The organism is Methylobacterium sp. 190mf (genome assembly GCF_900107945.1).
In the GTDB taxonomy this organism is placed as follows: domain Bacteria; phylum Pseudomonadota; class Alphaproteobacteria; order Rhizobiales; family Beijerinckiaceae; genus Methylobacterium.
The window spans coordinates 57,842-81,928 of sequence record NZ_FNVI01000003.1 but is presented as its reverse complement, the minus strand read 5'-3'; the positions used below and the strand labels follow the sequence as shown (position 1 = coordinate 81,928).

Annotated in this window: 27 protein-coding genes; 17 read left to right on the top strand and 10 right to left on the bottom strand. The window is 70.6% G+C overall.

Annotation, left to right across the window (positions count from 1 at the left end; genetic code table 11):
• Positions 1–6 precede the first annotated feature (6 nt).
• Positions 7–1,026: a heparan-alpha-glucosaminide N-acetyltransferase gene (locus tag C4T42_RS04565; RefSeq protein WP_103984756.1), complete on the bottom strand. Its 1,020-nt coding sequence runs from the start codon at positions 1,024–1,026 to the stop codon at positions 7–9.
• A 353-nt stretch (positions 1,027–1,379) separates the two neighbouring features.
• On the opposite strand from C4T42_RS04565, the gene C4T42_RS04560 reads away from it, so the two are divergent.
• The 8 genes from C4T42_RS04560 (at position 1,380) to C4T42_RS04525 (ending at position 6,600) form a co-directional block, all read left to right on the top strand.
• Positions 1,380–1,985 (top strand): cold-shock protein, encoded by a 606-nt coding sequence (locus tag C4T42_RS04560; RefSeq protein ID WP_244603166.1) that lies wholly within the window; start codon positions 1,380–1,382, stop codon positions 1,983–1,985.
• Positions 1,986–2,195: 210 nt separating this feature from the next.
• Complete coding sequence (locus C4T42_RS04555) at positions 2,196–2,630, top strand: DUF192 domain-containing protein (RefSeq protein ID WP_081636457.1); 435 nt, start codon at positions 2,196–2,198, stop codon at positions 2,628–2,630.
• A 121-nt stretch (positions 2,631–2,751) separates the two neighbouring features.
• A complete protein-coding gene (locus tag C4T42_RS04550) occupies positions 2,752–3,156 on the top strand; it encodes a hypothetical protein (RefSeq protein WP_020092071.1) in 405 nt (134 codons plus the stop codon).
• 80 nt (positions 3,157–3,236) lie between these two features.
• Entirely contained in the window at positions 3,237–4,109 is an 873-nt protein-coding gene (locus C4T42_RS04545; protein WP_020092072.1) for a dienelactone hydrolase family protein, read from the top strand.
• 190 nt (positions 4,110–4,299) lie between these two features.
• Complete coding sequence (locus C4T42_RS04540) at positions 4,300–4,755, top strand: response regulator (RefSeq protein ID WP_042675510.1); 456 nt, start codon at positions 4,300–4,302, stop codon at positions 4,753–4,755.
• Positions 4,756–4,833: 78 nt separating this feature from the next.
• The gene (locus C4T42_RS04535) at positions 4,834–5,034 is read left to right on the top strand and encodes a hypothetical protein (protein ID WP_020092074.1); all 201 of its coding nucleotides are present in this window, start codon (positions 4,834–4,836) and stop codon (positions 5,032–5,034) included.
• Between the two features lie 115 nt (positions 5,035–5,149).
• The gene (locus C4T42_RS04530) at positions 5,150–6,325 is read left to right on the top strand and encodes an alpha/beta hydrolase (protein ID WP_020092075.1); all 1,176 of its coding nucleotides are present in this window, start codon (positions 5,150–5,152) and stop codon (positions 6,323–6,325) included.
• Positions 6,326–6,399: 74 nt separating this feature from the next.
• Entirely contained in the window at positions 6,400–6,600 is a 201-nt protein-coding gene (locus C4T42_RS04525; RefSeq protein WP_020092076.1) for a hypothetical protein, read from the top strand.
• 3 nt (positions 6,601–6,603) lie between these two features.
• On the opposite strand, the gene C4T42_RS04520 is transcribed toward C4T42_RS04525, so the two are convergent.
• The 7 genes from C4T42_RS04520 to C4T42_RS04490 are packed head-to-tail and all read right to left on the bottom strand — an operon-like array spanning position 6,604 to position 12,091.
• Positions 6,604–7,560: a YncE family protein gene (locus C4T42_RS04520; protein WP_020092077.1), complete on the bottom strand. Its 957-nt coding sequence runs from the start codon at positions 7,558–7,560 to the stop codon at positions 6,604–6,606.
• Entirely contained in the window at positions 7,557–8,090 is a 534-nt protein-coding gene (locus C4T42_RS04515) for an SRPBCC family protein (RefSeq protein WP_020092078.1), read from the bottom strand. The genes C4T42_RS04520 and C4T42_RS04515 overlap by 4 nt, the downstream gene beginning before the upstream one ends.
• Before the next feature lie 21 nt (positions 8,091–8,111).
• Entirely contained in the window at positions 8,112–8,702 is a 591-nt protein-coding gene (locus C4T42_RS04510) for a DUF447 domain-containing protein (protein WP_020092079.1), read from the bottom strand.
• A 4-nt stretch (positions 8,703–8,706) separates the two neighbouring features.
• On the bottom strand, positions 8,707–10,269 hold the full coding sequence (locus tag C4T42_RS04505) for a DUF6513 domain-containing protein (RefSeq protein ID WP_020092080.1): 1,563 nt from the start codon (positions 10,267–10,269) through the stop codon (positions 8,707–8,709).
• Positions 10,266–10,841 carry a uridylate kinase gene (locus C4T42_RS04500; RefSeq protein ID WP_020092081.1) on the bottom strand — a complete coding sequence of 192 codons (576 nt, stop codon included), beginning with the start codon at positions 10,839–10,841 and terminating at the stop codon, positions 10,266–10,268. Before C4T42_RS04500 ends, C4T42_RS04505 begins: the two co-directional genes overlap by 4 nt.
• Positions 10,838–11,539, bottom strand: coding sequence for a (5-formylfuran-3-yl)methyl phosphate synthase (locus tag C4T42_RS04495; protein WP_020092082.1), 702 nt, complete (start codon positions 11,537–11,539; stop codon positions 10,838–10,840). Before C4T42_RS04495 ends, C4T42_RS04500 begins: the two co-directional genes overlap by 4 nt.
• Before the next feature lie 27 nt (positions 11,540–11,566).
• Positions 11,567–12,091 carry a DUF3280 domain-containing protein gene (locus C4T42_RS04490; protein WP_026604768.1) on the bottom strand — a complete coding sequence of 175 codons (525 nt, stop codon included), beginning with the start codon at positions 12,089–12,091 and terminating at the stop codon, positions 11,567–11,569.
• 186 nt (positions 12,092–12,277) lie between these two features.
• On the opposite strand from C4T42_RS04490, the gene C4T42_RS04485 reads away from it, so the two are divergent.
• The 9 genes from C4T42_RS04485 (at position 12,278) to C4T42_RS04445 (ending at position 21,071) form a co-directional block, all read left to right on the top strand.
• Positions 12,278–13,549: an ABC transporter substrate-binding protein gene (locus C4T42_RS04485; protein WP_042672901.1), complete on the top strand. Its 1,272-nt coding sequence runs from the start codon at positions 12,278–12,280 to the stop codon at positions 13,547–13,549.
• Positions 13,550–13,670: 121 nt separating this feature from the next.
• A complete protein-coding gene (locus tag C4T42_RS04480) occupies positions 13,671–14,654 on the top strand; it encodes a YVTN family beta-propeller repeat protein (protein WP_020092085.1) in 984 nt (327 codons plus the stop codon).
• 67 nt (positions 14,655–14,721) lie between these two features.
• Positions 14,722–15,156: a hypothetical protein gene (locus tag C4T42_RS04475; protein ID WP_081636452.1), complete on the top strand. Its 435-nt coding sequence runs from the start codon at positions 14,722–14,724 to the stop codon at positions 15,154–15,156.
• Positions 15,156–15,398, top strand: a complete 243-nt coding sequence (locus tag C4T42_RS04470) for a hypothetical protein (protein ID WP_020092087.1) — start codon at positions 15,156–15,158, stop codon at positions 15,396–15,398. Before C4T42_RS04475 ends, C4T42_RS04470 begins: the two co-directional genes overlap by 1 nt.
• On the top strand, positions 15,395–16,144 hold the full coding sequence (locus C4T42_RS04465; protein ID WP_020092088.1) for an ABC transporter ATP-binding protein: 750 nt from the start codon (positions 15,395–15,397) through the stop codon (positions 16,142–16,144). The genes C4T42_RS04470 and C4T42_RS04465 overlap by 4 nt, the downstream gene beginning before the upstream one ends.
• On the top strand, positions 16,141–17,034 hold the full coding sequence (locus C4T42_RS04460) for an ABC transporter permease (protein WP_020092089.1): 894 nt from the start codon (positions 16,141–16,143) through the stop codon (positions 17,032–17,034). The genes C4T42_RS04465 and C4T42_RS04460 overlap by 4 nt, the downstream gene beginning before the upstream one ends.
• Positions 17,035–17,047: 13 nt before the next feature.
• Positions 17,048–17,686 (top strand): hypothetical protein, encoded by a 639-nt coding sequence (locus C4T42_RS04455; RefSeq protein ID WP_020092090.1) that lies wholly within the window; start codon positions 17,048–17,050, stop codon positions 17,684–17,686.
• Positions 17,687–17,933: 247 nt separating this feature from the next.
• Positions 17,934–20,504 (top strand): TonB-dependent receptor, encoded by a 2,571-nt coding sequence (locus tag C4T42_RS04450; protein ID WP_020092091.1) that lies wholly within the window; start codon positions 17,934–17,936, stop codon positions 20,502–20,504.
• 213 nt (positions 20,505–20,717) lie between these two features.
• Positions 20,718–21,071, top strand: coding sequence for a hypothetical protein (locus C4T42_RS04445; RefSeq protein ID WP_020092092.1), 354 nt, complete (start codon positions 20,718–20,720; stop codon positions 21,069–21,071).
• 41 nt (positions 21,072–21,112) lie between these two features.
• On the opposite strand, the gene C4T42_RS04440 is transcribed toward C4T42_RS04445, so the two are convergent.
• Together C4T42_RS04440 and C4T42_RS04435 are read right to left on the bottom strand one after the other, a co-directional pair.
• A complete protein-coding gene (locus C4T42_RS04440) occupies positions 21,113–22,630 on the bottom strand; it encodes an undecaprenyl-phosphate glucose phosphotransferase (RefSeq protein WP_020092093.1) in 1,518 nt (505 codons plus the stop codon).
• A 144-nt stretch (positions 22,631–22,774) separates the two neighbouring features.
• Positions 22,775–23,974: a glycosyltransferase family 4 protein gene (locus C4T42_RS04435; protein ID WP_020092094.1), complete on the bottom strand. Its 1,200-nt coding sequence runs from the start codon at positions 23,972–23,974 to the stop codon at positions 22,775–22,777.
• Between the last annotated feature and the right edge of the window lie 113 nt (positions 23,975–24,087).

Genomic DNA, 24,087 nt, shown 5'->3' with positions numbered 1-24,087 from the left:
CCGCGTTCAGCGCGCGGATCGCGTGGCGGCCTCCAGGGTGGCGTAGCAGCCCTGCGAGATCGCCTGCGCGCGCAGGCGCTCCGTCCCGCTGAAGGGACGGCCATCCTCCCGGAACAGGTCCTCGCGGAGCAGCGCCTCCGAGGTGCAGCGGGCGGCGATGCGGCAGAGCGGCGGCTCGCCGCCGGTGCGCGCGCAGATCGTCACGTAATCGGCGCGGAACGCCCGCAGCCCGGCACGCGGATTGACGCCGACCACCGTGACGAGCCCGGTCAGCAGCGCCAGCAGCAGCGGCTGGTGGATGAGGTAGATCGCGAGGCTGTGCCGGCCCGCGAAGGTGGCGGCGCGGCCGAGCCGCGTGCGCGGCGCCCAGGCTCCCAGCCGCGACCGGGCGAGCCGCGGCAGGGCCAGACGACCCAGGACGATGCCGGCCAGCACCAGCCCGAACCAGGGGAAGAGCGGCACGTAGTCGTTCGTCCGCGGCAACACCGAGCCGAGGCCGAGGAAGAACAGGGCCGGCGCGTCGAGGACGGGCGCGTGCACCACGTGCGGCGCGGCGAGCACGGCCGCGGCCGCGACGGCGGTGACCGGGACCGGCAGGAACAGGAACGGCAGCCCGAGCAGGCTCGAGACGGCGATGCAGTGGAGCACGCCGAAGAACACGAAGGCGTCCGGGAACATGACCCAGGTGCCGAGAGTCACGAGGAGCGCCGCCCCGCCGATCCGCGCGAACCGCAGCAGCGTCGGTCGAAGCCGGACCCCGCGCCCGTTCATCAGCACGAGGCCGACGCCGACCAGGACCAGGAAGGTGCCGGCAATCGTCTCGGCGGCGTGCCGCCCCGTCGGCGTCAGCGCGTAGTTCTCCGCGGTCAGCCGCAGGTGACCGAGATCCCAGAGCGTGTGGTAGCTCGCCATCGCCAGCAGGGCGGCCGCCCGCGCCGCGTCGATGACCGGCAGGCGGCGCCGCTGCGAGGCGGGCGCGACCGGGGGGGCGGCGACGGGACGGTCGAGGGTGACGTCAACGGACATGATGGTGCACCCAAACCATGTCGGGGCCGTCCTTTCCATCGCGCCGTGCGACGGACGCTCCGACCGAGCCCGAAGCGGGTGCGTCGGCTCTCGGAAACGTGAACGCCGACGCGGCGTGCGCGGGAGTGCCGGGAGGGAGAGCCGGCATCCGGAAAACCCCTCGGCAGCCCCGACGCTTAAACGCCGGTTTCGCCCGAGCCTGCGACCGATCGACTGTTGCGGCCCCGCCTCCTTGCGCCAAGATTGCAACTTGGCGTCACTGTTCTGTCGGCCAAATGGGCTTCCCGGACATCAGGACTTCGTTAATCTTGCCGGGAGAGCGCGCGGCGTGATTCGGTGTAGGTTGCTCGGCCATGTCTGACGAACGCGGATCCGGGCTGGAGAACCCCGAGCGGGGGATTGTCGCCCGAACCGGCGAACTGGATCAGCACGAGGATGAGGCGCTCGACCTCGTCGAAGTGGCCGGCCGCATCAAGTGGTTCGACGTGTCCAAGGGTTTCGGGTTCATCGTGCCCGACGACGGTGCGCCCGACATCCTGCTCCACGTCACGTGCCTGCGGCGCGACGGCTACCAGGCGGCCAGCGAGGGCGCCCGCATCGTCGTGGAGGCCGTCGAGCGGCCCCGCGGCTGGCAGGCCTTCCGGGTCATCTCCCTCGATCAGGCGACGGCGGTGCATCCCTCCGAGCTGCCGATGCCGCGCACGCACGTCACCGTGACGCCGACCAGCGGGCTCGAGACCGCCGTCGTGAAGTGGTTCAACCGCCTGCGCGGGTTCGGATTCCTGACCCGCGGCGACGGGACGCCGGACATCTTCGTGCATATGGAGACGCTGCGGCGCTACGGGATCGCCGAGCTGAAGCCCGGCGAGTCCGTCCTGGTGCGCTACGGCGACGGCTCGAAGGGCGTGATGGCGGCGGAGGTGCGGCTGATCGACGGGACGATGCCCGCGTCCCATTGAGGCCGCGTTTCCCCGGCCCGGCACACCCCGTCCTATCTCCTTGTCGAAGCTCGGAAAATCCGGAGCCGGATTCCCCTTCGGCATGTCCTGGTCTATCACCGGGCGACGGGCCTCACGGTCCGCGCGCCATCCCACGAGAGGCATGAGCCTGTGAGATCCCTCCTTCGCACCGCCCGCGCGGCCGCCATCGCCTGCCTCGCCCTGACCGCGATCGCCCCGGCGCCCGCCGTCGTGGCGCAGGCGGCCGCCCGGGCTGCCGCGACCAAGTCGGAGCCGCTGACGATCGTCACGAAGGCCGGGCCGAAGCGCTTCGACGTCGAGGTAATGCGCGACGACGCCGCCCGCGCCCGCGGCCTCATGTTCCGCCGGCACATGGCGGCCGACCACGGCATGCTGTTCGACTTCGAGCAGAACCAGCCCGTCACGATGTGGATGAAGAACACCTACCTGCCGCTCGACATGGTGTTCATCCGGCCCGACGGGACGATCAGCCGGATCGCCGCCGACACCGAGCCGCTCTCCACGGCGATCATCCCGTCGGGCGGCCCGGTCGTGGCGGTGCTCGAGCTGAACGCCGGCACCGCGGCGAAGCTCGGGATCGCCCCGGGCGACCGGATCGAGCACGCCATGTTCAAGGCCCGCTGAGGCGCGCCCGCGCGATTCGCGAACGCACCGGGAACAAGCGCCTTGACCACCGCCGATTTCCGCTCCAGTGTTCCGGCAATGTTCCGGTGCGCCGGAAGGCTGGTTCAGGGCGGAGGACCCGATGGGCGACGCGGCTGAGGTCGAACTGTTCGGCAACGACGACTGGTCGGTGCAGGCGGACGGAATCGAGCACCGCCAGACCGGCTACTTCATCGCCCGCTCCGCGCTCGCGACGCGCCGGGCGGAGGGCCTGTGGGACTGGCCGCTGCAGATGGCCGAGAAGCGCTGGTGCCGGCCGAGCCTGTTCCGCGAGGCGTTCCTCGCCGCTCTCGACCGGTTCGGCATCCCGCGGGACGCCGAGCTGATCCGCTCCTTCGCGCTGGGCTACGGCATCCGCGCCGTGATCTCGCCGGCCGCCGAGACCTTCGTGAGCCTGGGCGACATGCTGAAGCCCCGCGAGATCGCCGAGCCGGCGCGCGCCGCCAGCCCGCGGCCCGTCCGGGCCCTGGCGGCCGCTGGCGCCTGAGGACCCGGCGACGGCAGCCGATTTGACCCGGGCGGCCGCCCGCGGATAGCCCTCAGCCTCGGAACGAGGGAGAGAGCACGATGGCGGATCACGACCGGGCCGGACTCGACGGGTTGATCACGCCGCCCCTGTCGCGACGGGGCTTCGTGATGACGAGCCTGATGAGCGGGCTGACGCTCGCGACCACCCGCGTCGAGGCCCAGGTGATCCACACCGACAGTGCGGGCATCGAGGCCGGCGAGGTGAAGATCCCGGCCGCGGACGGGCCGATGCCGGCCTACCGCGCGGTTCCGGAGGGCGCGGGCCCGTTCCCGATCGTCCTGGTGATCGAGGAGATCTTCGGCGTCCACGACTACATCAAGGACATCTGTCGCAGGCTCGCGAAGGCCGGCTACTGCGCCGTGGCTCCCGAGCTCTACGCCCGCCAGGGCGACCTCTCGACCATGTCGGATCCGAAGCAGATCATCCGCGACGTCATCGCGAAGACGCCGGACGCGCAGTGGATCGGCGATCTCGACGCGACGGTGGCCTGGGCGGCCTCGGCGGCGAAAGGCGACCCGAACCGCCTCGGCGTCATGGGATGGTGCCGCGGCGGGCGCGCCACGTGGCTCTACGCGGCGCATCGTCGCGACCTGAAGGCGGCCGTTGCCTGGTACGGGCCGGTCGGTGGCGAGCGGACCGACATCCAGCCGCGCACCGCCGGCGACGTGGCGGCCGAGATCCACGCGCCGCTCCTCGCCCTCTACGGCGGGGCCGATACCGGCATCCCCGTGGCGGCGGTCGAGGAGGCGCGCGACCGCGCCAGGGCGGCCGGCAAGAGCGTCGAACTCGTGGTTTACCCGGACGCGCCGCACGGCTTCCACGCGGATTATCGTCCGAGCTACCGCCGCGAGGCGGCGGAGGACGGCTGGAAGCGCGCGCTGGCCTTCCTGAAATCGCACGGCGTCGGCTGAATAGTCGGCCCAGGACGCCCGATCGGGCGCGTTCCGGAGTGGCTGTGTTACCCAAGACACGGCCACAACTTCACAATCGTGCAAGGATCCAAGGAGGATCTGTGCCCGCGCGGGTCTGGCCCTTCGCGGCGCTCGGGCGTTGAACCGATCGAAGCGACCGCCGTTCAGCCCCTGTAGAGTGTCCTGGTCCATGAGCGATTCGGTACAGCCTGGCCAGAAGCCCGTGATCCTCGTCGTGGAGGACCAGCCCGACGAGCGCTTCCTCGCGGCCACGCTGCTGGAGGATACCGGCTTCACGGTGATCGAGGCCGAGACCGCCGATCGCGCCCTGGCGATCCTCAACGATCGCGCGGACGAGGTCAGTGTCGTCTTCTCGGACGTCCGCACGCCCGGACCGATCGGCGGCTTCGAGCTCGCGCGGATCATCGGCGTGACTTGGCCGCGCGTGCGGGTCCTGCTGACCTCGGGCGACGCGGGCGACCAGCCGAGCGACCTGCGCGTCTCGGCGACCTTCATCCCGAAGCCGTGGCGCGCCGAAGACATCCTCGCCTGGGTGGAGCAGGCGGCCGGGCGACCCTCGGCCGGGTCGGGACCGTCCGTTATCGGACCGGGCGGCAAAATAATCCCGTCCGGCTTGGAAACCTGAGGCGGCCGCACAGTTGTACGCCACTCCGGAGCGCGCCGCGCCCGGACTTCCGCAGTACAACCGATCCCCGACGCCGCCATGAAGATTGTCGCAACCAACCACGCCGATTCACTCCGACGCCCCGGTTCGCGGGATTCGGCGGAATCCGCCGTTCTCGACACGGTCCGGGAGGGGCTGCTCAGTGTCTACGGCACGGCGGATCGCGACCTGCCGGCGGAATTGGCGGCGCTGGCGCGGCAGCTCGACCGTCCGGGTCCCGCGGGCTGCGGCCCGACCTAGCTTCCGCCGCGGAACCTTGACAGGAGACTGCGCCAGCGGGTCGCCAAGACGAGAGAATCTGCTATTCAGCGCATTCTGACCTGCCGACGCAGTGCGTCTCTCAGTCGAGTCCCGGATGCGTCTCACAGTTCTTCGCGGATCGCTCACCGCCGCCGCGATCCTGACCCTGGCCGGTCTCGCGTCCGTTCAGGCGGCGACCCCGCCGGCCCAGCCCGCCGACGGCGCGGGCGGTGTGGGTGACCGCAAGGCGACGGTGACCAAGCGGCTGCTCGGGCGCGGCACGGCCTCGACTTACGCGTTCTACGCCGCGGGCGCGGCCCCCGAGAAGGGCCGGCCGGTCGCGATCGTCCTGCACGGGTGGGGCGCGGTCAATCCGCAGAGCTACGGCGGCTGGATCGATCATCTCGCCCGCCAGGGCTGGCTCATCTTGTATCCACGATTTCAGGAGGTGAACCGGACCCGCCCGGCCGACGCCCCGGCCATCGCGGAATCCCTCGTCAAGGCGGCCCTCGCCGAGATCGCGACGGACGGCGAGGCGAAGCCCGACCTCGGCCGCGTCGCGATGATCGGCCACCTCGCCGGGGCTCCGCTCGCCATGGATCTGGCTGCCGCGGCCAAGGCCCAGGGCCTGCCGGTGCCGAAGCTGATCTTCGCGGTGATGCCTGGCGGCATCGCCAGCGGGCCGAAATCCCGCGGCATCGCCCTCAACGACCTGTCGGCGATCGATCCCGCGACGCTGATCGTGACCATGGTCGGCGACAAGGACACGCGGGCCGCCGATCTCGCGGCCAAGCGCCTCCTGCGCGAGGCGAGTGCCGTGCCGCTGGAGCGCAAGCTCTTCGTGCGGGCGCTGTCGGACGATCACGGCTTCCCGGCCCTGACGGCGACCCTGGCGGCCCCGGCCGGCGTGGACACGGCCTACGACGGCGGCGCCATCAAGCCGGGCCCTGAGCCGAAGGACGCGCCCAAGGACGCGACGAAGCCGCCGCCGTTCCGCTGGTCCGCCGACATGGCGCTGTCCGGCGAGCAGCAGACCCTGGTCTCGCAGATCAACCTCGCCCGGGTCGACGCACTCGATTATCTCGGTTTCTGGAAGACCTTCGACCTCGCCGCCGCGGCGGCCTTCGCCGGATCGGACGCGACGGCGCTGAAGAACAATCCGCGCCTCGCCGACATGGAGCGCTGGAGCGACGGCTGGCCGGTGAAGCGGCTCGCCGTCGAGACGCCGCGGCCCACGCCGGCCGCGCAGGCCGGGACGCCGGCGCCGGCACCCGCCGGACGCAAGCGCTGAGGTCGGACGGCCCGGCAGCTTGGCCTTGGCGCGCGGCTTGCTAATCTCTCCCCGTTCGACACGGGAGGGAGATCATGCCCGAGTTCGTCGCCAGCCTGCTCGCCGCCGCGGCCTTCTGCCTGACGTTGCTCGCGCTGAACGCGCTGACACGGCTGCTGATCCAGGCGCATATCGCCCCCTCGGATCTCGGCGAGACCGGCTTCCTGCAGGTCGGCGGTGCGCTCCTGATGGCCCGGGCGGCCTACCGGCGGGCGCCCCAGCGCCGACCGGGCTGACGCTCAGCGCAGGAACGCGCCGAACGAGCGTGGGCCGTTGCCCGTCGGGATGGTCGCCAGCACCTTGAGCGTCTTCGAATCGAGAACGCTCAGCGTGTTGTCGCCCCAGTTGGCGACGTAGAGGCGTCCGTCGGGATCCGCGGCGATCCCTTCAGGGTGGTCGCCGACATCGACATCGGCGATCGGCTTGAGCGTGGCGAGGTCGAACGCCGTGACGCTGCCGGCATACTGGTCCGTCACGAAGCCGCGCCCGCCGGCGAGGGCGATGACGTAGGGCCGGCGGCCGGTCGGGATGCGGCCGATCTCGCGCCCTGTCTTCAGATCCAGCACCGAGACGTCGTCGCCGGTCACGTTGGCCGTGTAGGCGCGCCCCGCCGCGGCATCGAGCGTGATTCCGAACGGATGCTGCCCCACCGGGATGACCTTGGTCTCCCGCCGGGTCGCGGCGTCCACGACCGAGACCGTGTCGGCCTCGCGGTTGGCGACGTAGAGCGTCGCCCCGTCGGGGCTGACGGCGATCCCCGAGGGCGAAGCGCCGACGGCGATCTCGCCGTCCGGAACCAGGGTGCCGTCGCGCTCGGTCAGCACGAACAGGCGGTGCCCGTACCAGTCGGCCACGTAGACCGCGCCGCCCCGCGGGTCGGAAGCGACGCCGAGCGGGCCGCCGGGCAGCGGCACCTCGGACAGGACCTTGCCGGCGTCGAGGTCGAGGATCGCGAGGCCGTGCCCCTCCGGCCGCGTGACGTAGGCCCGCCGGCGATCGGGCGACAGGGCGATCCCAGCCGGGGCCCCGTCGACGGGGATGCGGCGCACCACCTTCCCGGCGGCCAGGTCGACGATCTCGACCGCGCCGCCGAGCTGGGCGGTGACGATGGCCTCCCGGGCCGGTTCGGCGCGGGAGGCGGTCGCCACGAGGACGAGGCCGGCGACGAGGGTCGCGCGGCCCCGAGCCGGGCTCACGAGCCCTTCTCGACCTTGGCCTTCAGGTTGGCGAGGCTCGCCTTGATCCAGTCGCCGACGCCCTTCTCGGAGGCCTCGTCGTTCAGATCCGGCGGCGGGTCGTTGTTCATGTAGCCGCGATAGAACGCCGCCTTCCACTCGACCTTCGACTTGGCGTTGCCCTCGGGCTCGACCGTGATGGTCGCCGAGTAGTCGTTCGCCGGAAGATCCTTCACGTCGACCTTGTCGATGTAGTAGGAGAACAGCTTGTCCTCCGGCTTGTACTTGTTGCTGGTCTCGGAGATCTGATTCCCGTTCTTGAGCGTCAGCACACGCTTGAACTTGCCGGCCGGGTCGCCGTTGAGCTCCGTCTTGGTGACGTTCTGCATCCAGTCGGAATTCTTCAGGTCGCCGACCACGGCCCAGACCTTGTCGGCGGGGGCGTTGATCTCGATCGACTCGGTGATCTTGCGCCGGGTCGGGCCGTGGGCCTGCGCGGTCGCCGCCACCAGGGCCGCCGTGGCCGCCAGGGCCAGGGTGATTTTCTTCATCTTGTCCTTCTCCTCCCGCCCTCAGCGGTCGTCGCGATCGAGGACGCGCGCCTCGGGGCCGAGGGCCGCCGCGACCTTGTCCTCGATCCAACCCCAGGCCTCGCGCTCGCGCGGTCCCGCGGTCTTGCCAATGGCGATGGCGAGGTAGGCCATCTCCGTCAACACCTTCTCGGGCTCCAGCATGTGGAGCCGGGTCGAAAGAATGGCGGCCTCGAGGACCGCCGCCTGCGCGCGGTTGAAGCCGATGAACGGCGAATGCGCGGCGCTGTGGACCATCCGGCCACGGAAGCGAGGCCGAGTCTCGTGGGCTTCGACGGAGGCGACCGCGAATTCCGCGTGGCCGAAACTGTCGGCGAGGCGGCGGCCCTCGATCGCCGCGCACGGCAGCGTCGGCCACTCGCGCCGGCCCGTCACCGCGCCGGCGATCACCCGGATGTCGCGCGGGCTCGAGGCCGCGAAGCAGGGATTGGCCTCCAGGTTGACGATCGTCGGCGATGGCCGGAACGGCGCGAGGACGTAGCCCTCATCCTCGCCGATCAGCCCGAACGGGACGAGGTGCAGCTCGCCCGCCGGGGACAAGGTGGTGACGATGGTCTCGAGAATCAGCGGCATGGCCTCACGCCTTGTCGGCGGGGACGAGGCGCCCGCAGACCAGCTTCGACGGCGGATCCTGCGGGCGCTCGGGCGCGACCGCGGCGCGCGCCGCGGCCTCCGGGACGGTCTCGGGCGGGCTCGCGCCGGCCTCGGGCCCGGCCAGGCGCGCGTCGCGGGTCCCGGGCGGGGGCGCGTCGGGTCCGGAATGGCGGGTGTGGCCGGCCTTCTTGAAGGCGGTGGCATCCTCGATGTCGGCGTCGGCCGCGCAGCCCCAGTCGAGGGCCTCGTCCTGAACGTAGCGCTTGCCGAGCCGCCACGCCGTCTCGGCCTTGGCGAGTTCGGCGCCGAGATAGAAGGCGTGGGCGCCGTCGCTCGCCACGTCGAGGTCGGGGAAGAAGGCCATCGCGTCGGTGCCGACCCTGTGGATGTCGCGGTTGTAGAGGTGGATCCCGTCCTCGGCGATCACGATCCGGTAATTTGGGTCACGCACCTCGGCGGCGGCCTGGGCGATCTCGTCGGCGGTCTGCACGAACGGGCGCTTGTCGTGAAGGGCGAGGAGCGCCCGGCCGTAGCCCTTCGGCAGCGCCGAATCGGCCTTGGCCGCGTACATGACCCGCCGGGCGGCGTCGTGCTCCTCGACGGTGCGGCGGGTGTGGTTGGAGACCTGCACGATCAGCACGTTGCGGATCGACAGCTCCGAGCACATCCCGACGAGCAGCGCCGTGACGCCCAGGGAATCGGCCTCGGTCAGCTCGGTGAGGTTGCCGGTGCCCATCATCATGTCGATCTCGGGCCAGCGGACGCGGGTGTCGCGGTAGCGCGCGATCGAGTCGACGAAGCCGTGGTGGATCGGCTCGAGGATCGGGTCGGCCAGGAACGGCCGCCCAGCCTTGAGCATGCGCTCGATCGCGCGATCGAGGGAGGGCAGGTCGTCCGGCCGCATCGGCACGAGGATCGGCATCGCGTCGGTCTCGAAGGCGAGATCGAGGGTCTCCTCGTTCAGGCTCAGCAGGAAGTCGGCGCCGGCGCCGGCGCCCCGGACCAGTTCCTCGCGGGAGAAGGAATCGACGCTGACCCTCAGGCCGGCGCCCTTCAGGGCCCGCACGGAATCCTCGAGGTGCGGGAACGAGGTATCGGGCAGACCGCCGAGATCGATGACGTCCGCGCCGCGCCCGGCGAGATCGAGCCCCTTGGCGAGGATCTGGTCGACGCTCATCTTCGACGCGTCTACGATCTCCGAGAAGATCCGGAGGTCGTGCCGGGACAGGTCGACCTTGCGGGCGGTCAGGCCGAGCCAGGCCGGCAGGTCGACCACCTCGTCGGGGCCGCGCTCCACGGGGACGCCGAAATGCGCCGCGAGGTGCTCGGGATTGGCCCGGCACCGGCCCGGCAGGACGATCCGCGTGGCGCCCTCGGGCAGCACGACCCGCCGGCGGATGATCTCCTCGGTCATCAGCGCCGCGACCTTCACGCCGGCATCCGCGATGCTCCAGTGGAGGGTCTGCGGGAGCCCCGCCGCGACCTTCTCGAGCCGCGCCCGGGCGAGGCGGCCGGTGACGAAGACGATGTGCTCGGCGGTGCTCACGCGGCGGCCCTCGTCTCGACCGCGACGCGGCGGTGCGGTCCCCAGACCTCGATCGTCCCCCCGAAACATGCCGCGAAGCCCGGGAAGGCGGCATCCACGATCCGGTCCCGCGCCAGCGCGGCGGGGTCGACGCCCGGCGGCGCATCGACGGATTTCACCAGGACGCAGCGCTCCGCCCCGACCCGCGCGGCGAGCCAGAGGGCGAGGCTGTCCGAGGTGACGTCCCAGGTCTCCGGGATGTCCGGGTGGCCGGCTCGGAGAGCGCGCGGGTTCCAGACCCGAATCCGCGCGGGCGCCGTCTCAGCCCAGGGCTCCAGGCTCTGCACGAGCCGCGGCTCGATCCCGCGGAAGATGCCGGCCGCGTCGCTCATGGCGTCGAGCGCCCGGCGATGGGCCTCGGCGTCGCCGAAGCGCTCCCGCGCCTGCGCGGCCCGGACGGCGTCCGCGAAGGCGCCGCCGCCCGGCACCACGATGCAGCGCCCGTGCGTGCCGTCGCCGATCGCTTCCAGCAGGGCGCGGCGGCGATGCGGATCCGCCTCGAGGCTGCCGCCGATCTTGATGACGCTCGTCACGCCGCGTCCTGCCGGCTCGGCCGCAGGGCGCGCAGGGCCTCGGCCACGCGCAGCGGATCGATGCCGTTGCGGCGGTCGAAGTCCCGGCACAGGCCGCCGCGGAAGCCGAGGTAATCCGGCCGATGCGCGCAGAGGCCGGGGATGTCGATGACCCGCAGCGACCCGGCGAGGCCGCTCATCAGGCCGTTCGCCCGGCAGGCGGTGGTGAAGGCCGAGAGGTCCGAGGGCGCGGCGAGGTCGGGCAGGCGGGCGCCGGTCTTGCCGGCGGTGTCGATCATGGCGCCGGCAAAGCCGGCCGCCGCCAGGGCGGGCACATGCGGGGCCGCCGGCCCGTCCTCGGCGAACAGCACGGCGATCAGCCGGCCCGGCGCGGCCGCGACGCGATCGGCCAGCGTCGCCGCGTCCCGGATCTCGGCAGGACGTAGACCGACCTTCACCCAGTCGACGCCGGTCCGGGCCAGGGCGGCGACGGATCCGGCCGCCGGATCGGCCACCGCGCTCGTCGCGGCACCGCCGGACACGCGGGCGACGATCTCCCGCACGACGTCCTCGTCCAGGGCGCCGAGCGCCCCGCGCTCCGGGTCCTTGGCGTCGATCAGGTCGGCGCCGGCGAGGCGGGCTGCCTCGGCCTCGGCCGGATCGCGAACGCTGACGAGGAGCCGGGGCAGGGGGTCTTGCTGGATGGTGGACGCGGGCACGAAACACTCGAACTTGAACGGGCCGTCTCAGGACTTCCCGGGCAGCGGCTCGGCGAGCAGGCGGTTCTTGACCACCCAACGCATCGCATGCGCCCAGGTATCGTCGGTGTCGGCCCGGATCGTCACCTGCCCGCCGCGCACCACCTTGCCGGTATCGGCTTCGGCGATCGCGACGCTCAGGTTGAAGATCTGGCCGGACCCCTTCTCCACATAACCGGTCACGACGAGGTCCGCACCCAGGCTCTTGGCGATGTCGGCCGCGCAGCCGTTGCATTTGTAGAGCGGCCCCTCCTTGGCCACGACGTCGGCCTTGGGCGCGGTATCGACGATCTCCAGACCGGCCTTGTCGCGCAGGGCGTTGCGCAACTCGTCGGTGACGAGGGCGAGCTTCCGGGCGTCCACCGGCCGCGTCCGGGATCCGTAGGCGGCACCGGGATCGAACAGCTCGACCGGGAAGACGGCGGCCTTCTCGGCGGCGCCGGCCGCACCGGGCAGGGTGGTCCACAGGACGACGCCGCAGGCGAGCGCGGCGCGGAGAGACGTGTGGCGCATCGGCGGGAGCTTCCTCTCGAGGCGTTCGACCGCCCGAGGCGGCGGCATCGTTCCCGCCATAGGTCGGGCGAAGGGACAATTTGGCAATGTACTTCCGCGCCCGCCTATCCCACGACGGTAACGTGAACGTCGGGACGAGACGCCGCGGTTGAGCGGCCTGAGCGGAAGCTGATAGAGGCCGCGCGCATGCACCATCCTGCACCCGACACGGCCCTCCGGCACAAGACGCGCCCGTCCTGGCTGCGCGCGGCCGCCGTCGCGCTCGCCATCGCCCCGGCGGCGGCGCGGGCCGAGGACCCGGCGCCGGCCGCGGCGGCGCAGCCGGCCCAGGCCGCCGCTCCGCAGGCGCTCGAGACCCATGTCGGCCTGATCTACCGGCCGCAGTCCGCCCCGTCCTCGTACGATGCCGAGGCGGCGCCGGAGGACGAGGGCCTGGCCGGCGCCAAGATGGGCATCGCCGACAACAACACCACCGGCCGCTTCACCAAGCAGACCTACGTCCTGGACGAAGTCGCCCTGACCGACGACAAGCCGGACGCCGTGGCGGCGGCCAAGGAGCTGATCGGCAAGGGCGTGCGCTACTTGGTCCTGGCGCTCCCCGCCGACGCGGTTCTGGCCGTGGCCGACGCCGTTAAGGACACGGGCGCGGTCGTGCTCAACGCGGGGGCGCCCGACGATCGTCTGCGCGGCGCCGAGTGCCGCGCCAACGTGTTCCACATCCTGCCGTCGCGGGCGATGCTCACCGACGCCCTGGCGCAGTACCTGACCGTGATGCGCTGGCGGAAGCTCTTCCTGATCGTCGGCCCGACCGACGCCGACAAGGCCTACGCCGACGCGATGCGCAACTCGGCGCGGAAGTTCGCGCTGAAGATCACCGCCGAGAAGCCCTGGACCTTCGGCCCCCTCGCCAAGGCGCGCGGCGACACGCCGACCCGCGCCGAGGCGATGGTCTTCACCCGGGGCCTCGACTACGACATGGCCATCGTGGCCGACGAGGAGGGCGACTGGGGCGACTACGTGCCCTACCGCACCGTCGATCCGCGCCCCGTCGGCGGCACGCAGGCGCTGACGCCGACGACCTGGTCCCCCGTGCTGGAGACCTGGGGCGCCGCGCAGGCCCAGAACCGGTTCCGGCGGCTCGCCTCCCGGCTGATGCGCCCGCTGGACTATCAGGTCTGGGCCGCGGTGCGGACGGTGGGCGAGGCCGTGACGGCCAAGAAGACCAACGACCCGGCCGTGATCGCCCCGTACCTCGTCGAGCCTGCCTTCACGCTGCCGGCCTACAAGGGCGTGCCGCTGAGCTTCCGGCCCTGGGACCACCAGCTCCGGCAGGCGATCATCGTGGTACAGCCGAAGGCGCTGGTCTCCGTCGCGCCGGAGCAGGGTTTCCTGCACCAGCGCACGCCCCTCGACACGCTGGGCGTCGACCTCCCCGAGACCACCTGCAAGTTCAAGTGAACCCGCGGCCTGCGGCGATGGCGAGCGGCCAAGGCCCTCGCAACGCGCGGAAATCGCACTACAAACGTCCCCCGAGAACGTCCGCCCAGGGCGCCGGGCCGTCGCAAGGGAAGGAAACCGTATGAGCCGCCGCGTCGAGGCATGTCTGAGTGGGGTCGCCCTCGGTGCGTGGTTCGCCCTGTGCGGGCCGGCCGCCGCCTTCACCGCCTACGTGACGAACGAGAAGGGCAACTCGGTCAGCGTCATCGACACCAACACGATGGCGGTGACGGCGACGTGGAAGGTCGGGCGGCGCCCGCGCGGTGTGACCGTCTCCAAGGATGGCAAGGAGCTGTTCGTCTGCGCGAGCGACGACGACCGGATCGACGTGCTCGACACCAGTTCCGGAAAGGTGGTGCGCTCGCTGCGCTCCGGGCCGGATCCGGAGCAGTTCATCCTCGACGCCTCCGGGAACCCGCTCTACGTGGCCAACGAGGACGACAGCCAGGTCACGATCATCGACATCGAGAAGAACAAGGTGCTCGCCGAGGTACCGGTGGGCGTCGAGCCGGAGGGCATGGGCCTGTCGCCGGACGGGAAGATCCTCGTCAACACCTCCGAGACGACCAACATGGCCCACTTCATCGATACGAAGACATTCCAGGTCATCGACAACGTGCTGGTCGACGCCCGGCCGCGCTTCGCCGAGTTCACCGCCGACGGCAAGTTCCTGTGGGTCTCGGCGGAGGTCGGCGGCACGGTGAGCGTGATCGACGTCGCCCAGCGCCGCGTGATCAGGAAGATCACCTTCAAGATCCCGGGCGTGAACGACGAGGCGATCCAGCCGGTGGGCATCCGGATCACCAAGGACGGATCCAAGGCCTTCGTGGCCCTCGGGCCGGCGAACCGCGTCGCCGTGATCGACGCCAAGACCTACGCGGTCGAGAAGTATCTGCCGGTCGGCCAGCGGGTCTGGCAGCTCGCCTTCACGCCTGACCAGAAGCAGCTCTTCACCACGAACGGCACCTCTAACGACGTCTCGGTGATCGACGTGGCCGCCGAGAAGGTGGTGAAGAGCATCCCGGTCGGGCTCCTGCCTTGGGGCGTGGCGATCTCGCCGAACTGATCCGCGCGACCTCCGGGCGCCGAGCGAGGACGGCCGCGCGCGACGCGGCCCTAGGGTGGAACACGACATGACACGCATGTTTCGAACGGCGGCCCTCGGCTTGGCAGGGCTGCTCGCCGCGGCACCGGCCAGTGCCCTCGACCTGACCAAGAAGCGGGAGAACCTGCCCGACCTCGTCCTGGGCGACGATCAGGGCAACGACTTCGTGGTCGAGAACAAGGACATCACGCTGGAATCCGGCAAGGCCTACCGGCTACGGATCGTCGCCAAGGGGCGCCAGGAATACAAATTCTACGCGCCGGAGTTCTTCCGCTACATCTGGTTCAACCAGATCGTGATCGAGCACAAGGAGATCCACGGCGGCGGCCCACCCGATCACCTGGAGTTCGACGATCCCGGTGAGATCGCCATCGAGTTCGTCGCGATCAAGCCCGGCACCTACACGTGGTCGGTGCACGGCCTGGAGTCCAAGGGCATGACCGGCACGCTGACGGTGAAGTGATGCGCATCCTCCTCCTCTCCGCCTGCCTCCTCGCCGCCGGCCCGGCCCTCGCGGCCGACGACGCCTCGTCCTGCGCCGAGGGCATCACGATGATCCGCGACGCCCTCGCCCTGAACCCGCCCGAGACGGCGGTGCCGAAGCTCAGGGAGGCCCTGCGGGTGGCCGAGCGGGAGCAGAAGGAGGGCGAGTTCGACGAGTGCCTCGACGCCGTCTCCGACGCCCGGAAGGTCCTGGGCCGATGAGCGCGACCGAGCCGGCGGCCCTCCTGATCGAGCATGTCGGCCACAAGTTCGGCGCCCGCGCCGCGCTGAACGACGTCTCGATCACGGTGGAGCGTGGCCACTTCGCCGCGCTGCTGGGGCCGAACGGCGCCGGCAAGACGACGCTGTTCTCGGTTATCACCCGGCTCTACAACAACCAGACCGGGCGGGTTTCGATCTTCGGCCACGCCCTGGATCGCGAGCCGTCCCGGGCGCTGGCGCGGCTCGGCGTCGTGTTCCAGGCCCGCACCCTCGACACCGATCTCACCGTCGAGCAGAATCTCCTCTACCACGCGAGCCTGCACGGCATCGCCCGCGGCGCCGCCAAGGTCCGTGTGGGCGAGCTGCTCGACCGCGTCGGACTCGCGGACCGCCGCCACGACAAGGTGCGCACACTCTCGGGCGGCCAGTCGCGCCGGATCGAGATCGCCCGCTCGCTGATCCACCGCCCGGACCTGCTGCTCCTCGACGAGCCCACCGTCGGCCTCGACCTCGAGTCGCGGGCCGACATCGTGGCGATCGTCCGCGCCCTGGTGCGGGAGGAGGGCTTGTCGGTGCTCTGGGCGACCCACATCTTCGAGGAGATCGCGGACGACGACGACGCCGTGGTGCTGCACCGGGGCCGGATCGTCGCCCGGGGCCGGGCCGGCGGGATCGGCAGGCCCGGCGAGGCCCTCGCCGACGCGTTCCGCCGCCTGGTCGCCGAGCCGGGGAGGGCGGCGGCATGACGAACCCGACGCCCCTCGCCACCCGGATCGGCACCGCCCCGCCGCGCGGCCAGGCCGCGCGGATCGGCCGCCTCGATGCGGTCGGCTACCTGATCTGCCTCGGCGGCATCGTCCGCCGCGAGCTGCTGCGATTCTTCAATCAGAAGGAGCGGTTCTTCTCGGCGCTGGTCCGGCCGCTGGTCTGGCTGTTCATCTTCGCGGCCGGCTTCCGCAACACACTCGGCGTGTCCATCGAGCCGCCCTACCAGACCTACGTGCTCTACGAGGTCTACGTGGTGCCGGGCCTCGCCGTGATGATCCAGCTGTTCAACGGCATGCAATCGTCGCTGTCCATGGTCTACGACCGCGAGGTCGGCTCGATGAAGGTGCTGCTCACCTCGCCCTATCCGCGGTGGCTGCTCCTGCTCGCCAAGCTGATCGCCGGCGTCGCCGTGTCGATCGTGCAGGCCTACGCGTTCCTGGCCGTGGCGTATTTCTGGGAGAGCGACATCCCGTGGCTGGGCTACCTCGCGGCCCTGCCGGCCTTCCTGGCCACGGGGCTGATGCTGGGGGCGATCGGGCTGTTCCTGTCCTCGCTGGTCCGCCAGCTCGAGAACTTCGCCAGCGTGATGAACTTCGTGATCTTCCCGATGTTCTTCGCCTCGTCGGCCCTCTACCCCCTGTGGCGGATCCGGGAATCCTCCGAGACCCTCTACTGGATCTGCGAGCTGAACCCGTTCAGCCACGCGGTCCAGCTCGTCCGCTACGCCCTCTACCTCCAGTTCGAGCCGGTCGCCTGCGCCGTGGTGCTGGGCGTGGGGCTCGCCTTCTTCGGCATGGCGGTGGTCGCCTACGACCCCGGCCGCGGCATCATGGCCCGGCGCGGCGGCCCGGCCGGCGACAACACCTGATGGAGTCCGCCCAATGAACGTCCTCCTGACCCGCATCGTCGGCCCGGCGCTCGGGCTCGTGATCCTCGCCGGTCCAGCCCTGGCGCAGCCGAAACAGGATCCGGATTGGCCCTGCGTCCAGCGCAAGGTCGCCACACTCAGTCCCGGCCAGTTCTGGACCGGCCCCGACGTGGAGGCCGCCGGCGACTGGGGCAGCGACAACGACGCCGCCGTCCTGGCGCAGAAGATCGCGTCGCGCCGCACCGACCTCTCGCAGGTCGGCCCGCTCCTCGACACGTTCGCGGAGAAGTTCGGCTCCGACAAGGACGCGAAGGACAAGGCCCTGACCCGCGTCTACTCTGGCGTGTTCGAGGTGCTGAACGGCGAGCGCAACAAGGTGGTCGGCGGCATCGCGCGCTACGCGCAGGGCCAGCGCCGTATGGCCGAGCGGATCCGCGACGAGGCCGACAAGATCAGTCAGGTGAAGGACGCGCCGAGCGCCTCCGACGCCACGGAACTCCCGAAAGACCAGTCCGAGCTGGAGACGAAGTTCGCCTGGGATCGCCGGATCTTTCAGGAGCGGAGCCAGTCGCTGACCTATGTCTGCGAGGTTCCGCAGCTGCTCGAGCAGCGGCTCGGCGAGATCGCGCGCCTGATTCAGGCACGGCTCTGACCACGCGCCGGCGATCATTGCCAAACTATCCCGGGTAGATTGCCGAAATATCCTTAAGTGGCTGAAATCTTTACCGAAACTGTTGCTGTTTAACCACGTGGCGGCGGCTTCGCTCGGCGCAGGCCGGAAATGAGGCCGAAACGCGTCTCACGTGTTCTTGAACCAATTGTGCGCGTTCCCGGCACCCTCCAAGAAAGACCCAAGCTCGGCAGTCACGAGCACGTGTTTGGGTTTGAGGGGGTTGGGGATGTCACTTCGGGCGCTTCGGAGCGGCCTGGTCGCGTCGGCATCGGTTCTCGCCGGGACGGTTCTCCCGGCGGCGGTGCAGGCTCAGCAATCGGTCACGCTCGGCGAGATCAGCGTCGTCTCGACGTCGCCGGTCGGGTCCGGCGGCGGAAATTCGAGCCAGGCGCAGATCTTCAACGGTCCCGGACCGGTGCCGCCGGCCGGCTCCCTGGGACCGAGCACCGGCGTGCGGCTGCGCGGCTCCGAGCAGCCGCTCTACAAGATCCCCAGCACCGTCGAATCGGTCACGGCGAGCGATATCACGATCGATCGCGCCAGCGACAACCTGACCACGACGCTGGCCCGGCGCACGCCCGGCATCAACGTCTCCGACTCGCAGGGCAACAACAACCGCGTCGACATCACCTACCGCGGCTTCACGGCCTCGCCCGTGCAGGGCGTGCCGCAGGGCCTCGCCGTGTATCAGAATGGCGTGCGCATCAACGAGGCCTTCGGCGACATCGTCAACTTCGACCTGATCCCGCCGCAGGCGATCCAGCGCATCGACGTGGTCACCGGCAACCCGGTCTTCGGCCTCAACGCGCTCGGAGGCGCGGTCAACATCCAGATGAAGAACGGCTTCACCTGGCAGGGCACCGAGATCTCGGCCTGGGGCGGCTCGGACGCGCGCACCGCCGGCTATCTCGAGTACGGTAAGGTCTCCGGTCCCTGGAGCGTCTACTTCACCGGCGACGGCCTGAACGACCGCGGCTGGCGCTACGAGAGCCCGAGCACGATCGGCCGCCTCTACGGTGACATCGGCTACCGCTCGCAGGATGCGGAGTTCCACCTGATCGGGCTCGCCGCCCGCAGCTTCTTCGGCGCGGCCGCGGCCACGCCGGTGGACTTCACCCACCGCGACCCGCGGGCGATCTTCACCTTCCCGCAGACCACCACCACCGAGGTCGGCACGCTCCAGCTGACCGGCCGGGTCGACATCTCGCCGACCTGGGACCTCGCCGGCAACGCCTATTTCCGCCGCTTCAGCCAGACCTACGTCGACGGCAACGACGGCAACTTCGAGAACTGCAGCACGCGCTCCAGCTTCCGCGGCAACCTCTGCTTCGAGGATGACGGGTTCAGCCCGGCGGCCGGTCAGTCGCAGCTCGCCTTCCGCAACCAGTTCCTGATCCTGGGGCAGCAGAACCAGCGCATCCCGTTCCGGGCGGGCATCCCGTACGGCACGCTGGACACGACCCGGACGGAAGCTACAGGCTTCGGCGGCTCGCTCCAGGCCGCCAACCGCGACCGGATCTTCGGCCTGTCCAACACCTTCGTGGTCGGCGGCAGCATCGACGCGGCCAATTACGGCTTCAAGTCGTCCAGCACGCTCGGCGTCATCAACCCGGATCTGTCGATCACAACCAACCCGAGCAACCCGTTCTACGGCAACGTCCCGGGCCTCGGCACACCGCAGCTGCGGACCGCCGGCGCGCTCGGCATCGCGCCGAGCTCGGTCAACGGCTCCAACCTCTACATGGGCCTCTACACCCTCGACACGCTCGACGTGACCGACCGGCTGTCGCTGACCGCCGGCGCGCGGCTCAACTTCGCGCGCATCCAGAGCGAGGATCTGACCGGCTTCTCGCCGGACGTGACCGGCACGCACTACTTCAACAAGATCAACCCGGTCGCCGGCCTCACCTACCGGTTCTTCGACGCGCTGAACCTCTACGGCAGCTACTCGGAATCGAACCGCGCCCCGACCCCGCTGGAGCTGGCCTGCGCCAACCCGGACCGGCCGTGCCTGCTGCCGAACTCGCTGGTGGCCGACCCGCCGCTCAAGCAGGTCACCGGGCGGACCTACGAGGTCGGCTTCCGCGGCCAGCTGCCGAACACCTATGACGGCGGCATCATCACCTACAAGATCGGCGCCTTCCGCACCGATCTCGCCAACGACATCCTGTCGCTGGCCACCCCCGGCAACACCGCCCGCGCCTACTTCGTCAACGTGCCGTCGACGCAGCGGCAGGGCATCGAGGTCGGCGGCGAGTACACGGCCGATTACCTGCGGGTCTACGCCAACTACGCGCTGGTCGACGCGACCTTCCAGTTCAACGGCACCCTGTCGTCGCCCAACAACCCGCTCGCGGATGACGGCGCGATCCAGGTCCGCAAGGGCAACGTCGTGCCGCTGGTGCCGACCCACCAGATCAAGGCCGGGTTCGACTACTTCGTCACGCCCAACTGGCAGTTCGGCCTCTACCTCCAGGCCTTCTCCTCGTCCTATTTCCGCGGCGACGAGTCGAACCTGAACCGCAAGCTGCCGCCCTACTACGTTCTGAACTTCCAGACGAAGTATCAGGTGACGAAGAACCTCGAGGTCTTCGGCCTCATCACCAACCTGACCAACAACCGCTACACCACGTTCGGCACCTACGCCGAGCCGGGCGCGGTGGCGGGCAACCTGCGGATCAGCGATCCGCGGACCACGACCCTGGCGCAGCCCTTCTCGGTCTACGCCGGCATCCGCTACGCCTTCGGTGCCGATCCGGTGCCGATGTCGCCGGAGCCGATCATCCGGAAGTACTGATCCGTCAGCAATGTCGAGAGGCGGGCGCCTCCCGCGGCCAGAAGGCCGCGCGGGGCGCCCGTCGCGTTTCCGCGCTACCGCATGCGGCCTCCTGTCTCGGGAACGGGCCCGTTCGCCCGGCGTCTCCCCGGTAGCCGCACCGGCGCATCACCGCCCGCTCACGCATGAGGGGTCGGCGCCGGCCGCATCCCGACACCGTGGAGCCTCGTCTCGATGATCATCCGTTTCGCCGTCGCAGCCCTGGCCCTGGCGGCCGCCACGCCGGCCCTGGCGACCCCGTGCGCCGACGAGGTCGACACGCTGCAGCGGCGGCTCGACAGTGCCGGCGCCGCCTCGGTGACCGGCACGACCCCGCCCGGCGGCACCACGTCCTCCAACTCGCCCAAGGCGCTCGACACGCCGCCAGCGCTCACCAAGTCGGACGCCGCCGTGAAGCCCACCGCCTCGGGCGTGGAGGAGGCCAAGAAGCTGGTCGCCCAGGCGCGCCAGCAGGACAAGGCCGGCGACGCCCAGGGCTGCCGCGACACGATCCTGAAGGCCAAGGAGAAGGCCGGCGCGCTGCCGTAGTGGGCTTCCGGCCGGCACCGCTCCGGTGCCGGCCCTTCCTCTCAGTAGGCGTTCTCGGTCTTGAACAGCGCGAACGGCGTGGTCAGCAGGATCTGCAGGTCGAGCAGCACCGACCAGTTCTCAATGTAGTAGAGGTCGTGCTCGACGCGCCGCTGCAGCTTCTCTGAGGTGTCGGTCTCGCCGCGCCAGCCGTTGACCTGCGCCCATCCGGTGATGCCGGGCTTGACCTTGTGGCGCGCGAAGTACCCGTCGACCACTTGGTCGTAGAGCGTGTTGGCGGCTTTGGCCTGCAACGCGTGCGGGCGCGGGCCGACCAGCGACAGGTCGCCCTTGAGCACGTTGAACAGCTGCGGCAGCTCGTCGAGCGAGGTCTTCCGGATGAAGCGCCCGACCGGCGTGACCCGGGGATCGCCCCGTGTCACCATCTTGGCCGCGCCGGCGTCGCACTGATCCACGTACATCGAGCGGAACTTGTAGACCTCGATCAGCTCGTTGTTGAACCCGTGGCGCTTCTGCCGGAACAGCACCGGCCCGCGCGATGTCAGCCGGACCGCGAGGGCGATGACCAGCATGAGCGGCGATAGCGCCAGCAGCATCATCAGGCCGACGCAGCGGTCGAACAGCGCCTTCACCACGACGTCCCAGTCGGCGATCGGACGGTCGAACACGTCCAGCACCGGGACGGAGCCCAGATACGAGTAGCTGCGCGGGCGCAGGCGCAGCTTTGCGGCGTGCGCCGAGAGGCGGATGTCGATCGGCAGGACCCAGAGCTTGGCGAGCATCTGGAGGATCCGGGCCTCCGCGGTGATCGGGATCGTGAAGACGATCAGGTCGAGCCGGGCGTGCCGCGCGTAGGCGACGAGGTCGTCGACGTTGCCGAGCTTCGGGTGCCCCGCCACCACGTCCGAAGAGCGATCGGCATTGCGGTCGTCGAACACCCCGACGATGCGGATGCCGCTCTCGCTCTGCGTCTCCAGGGCGGCGATCAGGTCCTCCGCGGGCTGTCCGCCGCCCACGATCGCAGTGCGCCGGTCGAACCGTCCTGCCCGGGTCTGGGCATCGATGATGCGGAACAGGACGAAGCGGCCGACCAGCAGCATCGCGAGGCCGGTGCCGAAGAAGGTCGCGAGCCAGAGGCGCGAGTAGTGGTCGGCGACCTTGGCCAGCACGAGGCCGGCGGCGACCATCAAGAATGTCATCGACCACGCCGCGATCAGCCGGACGGCGGTCTTGAAGAAGCTCCGGAAGGCAGCGACCCGGTAGCCGCCGGACGCCTGGATCAGCGTCACGGTGATCACCGCGATCATGCCGATCGCGCCCGCGTAGGTCAGTCCGAACGGGACGCGGCCGCGGAGCATCAGCACGTGCAGCAATGCGCCCAAGCCGAAGATGAGCGCGCATTCCAGCCCGCGCACCAGACCGGCCACCACGACGGGCGAGATCGCCGTCGGGCCGGGGACGGCGGTCTCGGCGAGGGGCACGCTGCCCGCGGCCGGGGTCGAGGACGCCTCCATCGGGACGGCGGCCTCAAGAAGATCGCGAATGTCGAACGCGCTCATCGATCGGCTCCCCCCGAGCCTTGCGGTCGCTGCCTCGGCGAAACCCTGGCACGGGGCATTGTGGGAACATTTAAGAGCGCGGGCGCCGCCGCCTTTTCCACCGCGGCGCACAGGCCCCCGTTCCTCTTGCTGATGGTCTCGTCGTCAGGCGGTCCGGGCTCCGGCGATCGCGCGCGGTGCGGGATCGCGGCGCTCCGCGCGGGCCTCGAAGGCCGCGGCGTAGCCGGAGATCACCTCGCTGCCCATGCGTTCCAGGGAGAAGCGCTGCCGGATCGAGGCGCTCAGACTCTGCGTCCGCTCGGCCAGGGCCTCCGGCGCGGCGTCGAGGACCCGTCGGATCCCCTCCACGAGCGCCGCCGGGTCGCGCGACGGCACGAGGTCGCGCGCGGCCGCGCCGAAGATCTCCGGGATTCCGCCGACCCGAGTGGCGACCAGGGGCTGCGCCGCCGCGGCAGCTTCTAGCACGACGTAGGGCAGCGACTCCGCGAGCGACGGGACGACGAGGATCCGCCCGCGGGCGAGCACGGAGCGGATCGCCTGCGGCGGCTCGAACGCCACCGCGTCGGCGAGGCCGAGCCGCGCCACAGTGTCGCGAAGGATCTCGGCATCCGGTCCCGACCCAACGAGGAGCAGGCGCAGCGCCCGGCCCTCGGCCCGCAGCCGGACGAGGGCCTCGAGCAGGTAGGGCAGGCCCTTGGCCTCCCGCAGCTCGCCGACGTAGAGCAGGTCGAAGGGCTCGGCGACGCGGTCCAGCGGCGCGAACTCGGCCTCGGCGATGCCGTTGTGCACGATCCGCGTCACCCGCTCGGGACCGCCGACGAAGCTACGATGGCGGCCGGCGACGTACTCGCTCTCGAACAGGAACGCGTCGGTGCGGCGGGCGAGCACCGCCTCGGCACCCATGTAGAGGCGGTGCAGCGGGCTGCCTGGCCGGTAATTGTAGCTGCCGCCGTGCGGCGTGTAGGCGCGGATCGCCGGACCTGCCGCGGCGAGCCGGGCATAGGCGCCGCCCTTGGCGCCGTGTCCGTGCAGGACCTCCGCGCCGACCTCCGCGGCCCTCTGCGCCACGGCCCGGAGGCAGGACCAGTCCGACGGATGCGGATTGCGGCGCATCGGCAGCCGGACAAGGCCGAGGTCCAGGCAGGGCACCAAGTCCGCCAGGGCGCCCGCAGCGCGGTCGCCGCCGGTGCTGGAATCACAGATGAGACCGACATGGTGCCCCGCGGCCGCCTGGAGGCGAGCGAGATCCATCACGTGCCGAAACAAGCCGCCCACCGGCGCGCGGAACACGTGCAGGATCCGGTAACGCTGAGCGATGCCAGAGTCGTTCGTCTTCGGGACCACGGTCCAGCTCCCGGGAATATCAGTCCCTAGGTTGTGGTTCACCCGTGGTCGCAGGAAACTTAAAGCAGGTCGCCGCGTCTCGACCTTTCCATCAGGACGGTAACCGGAATTTT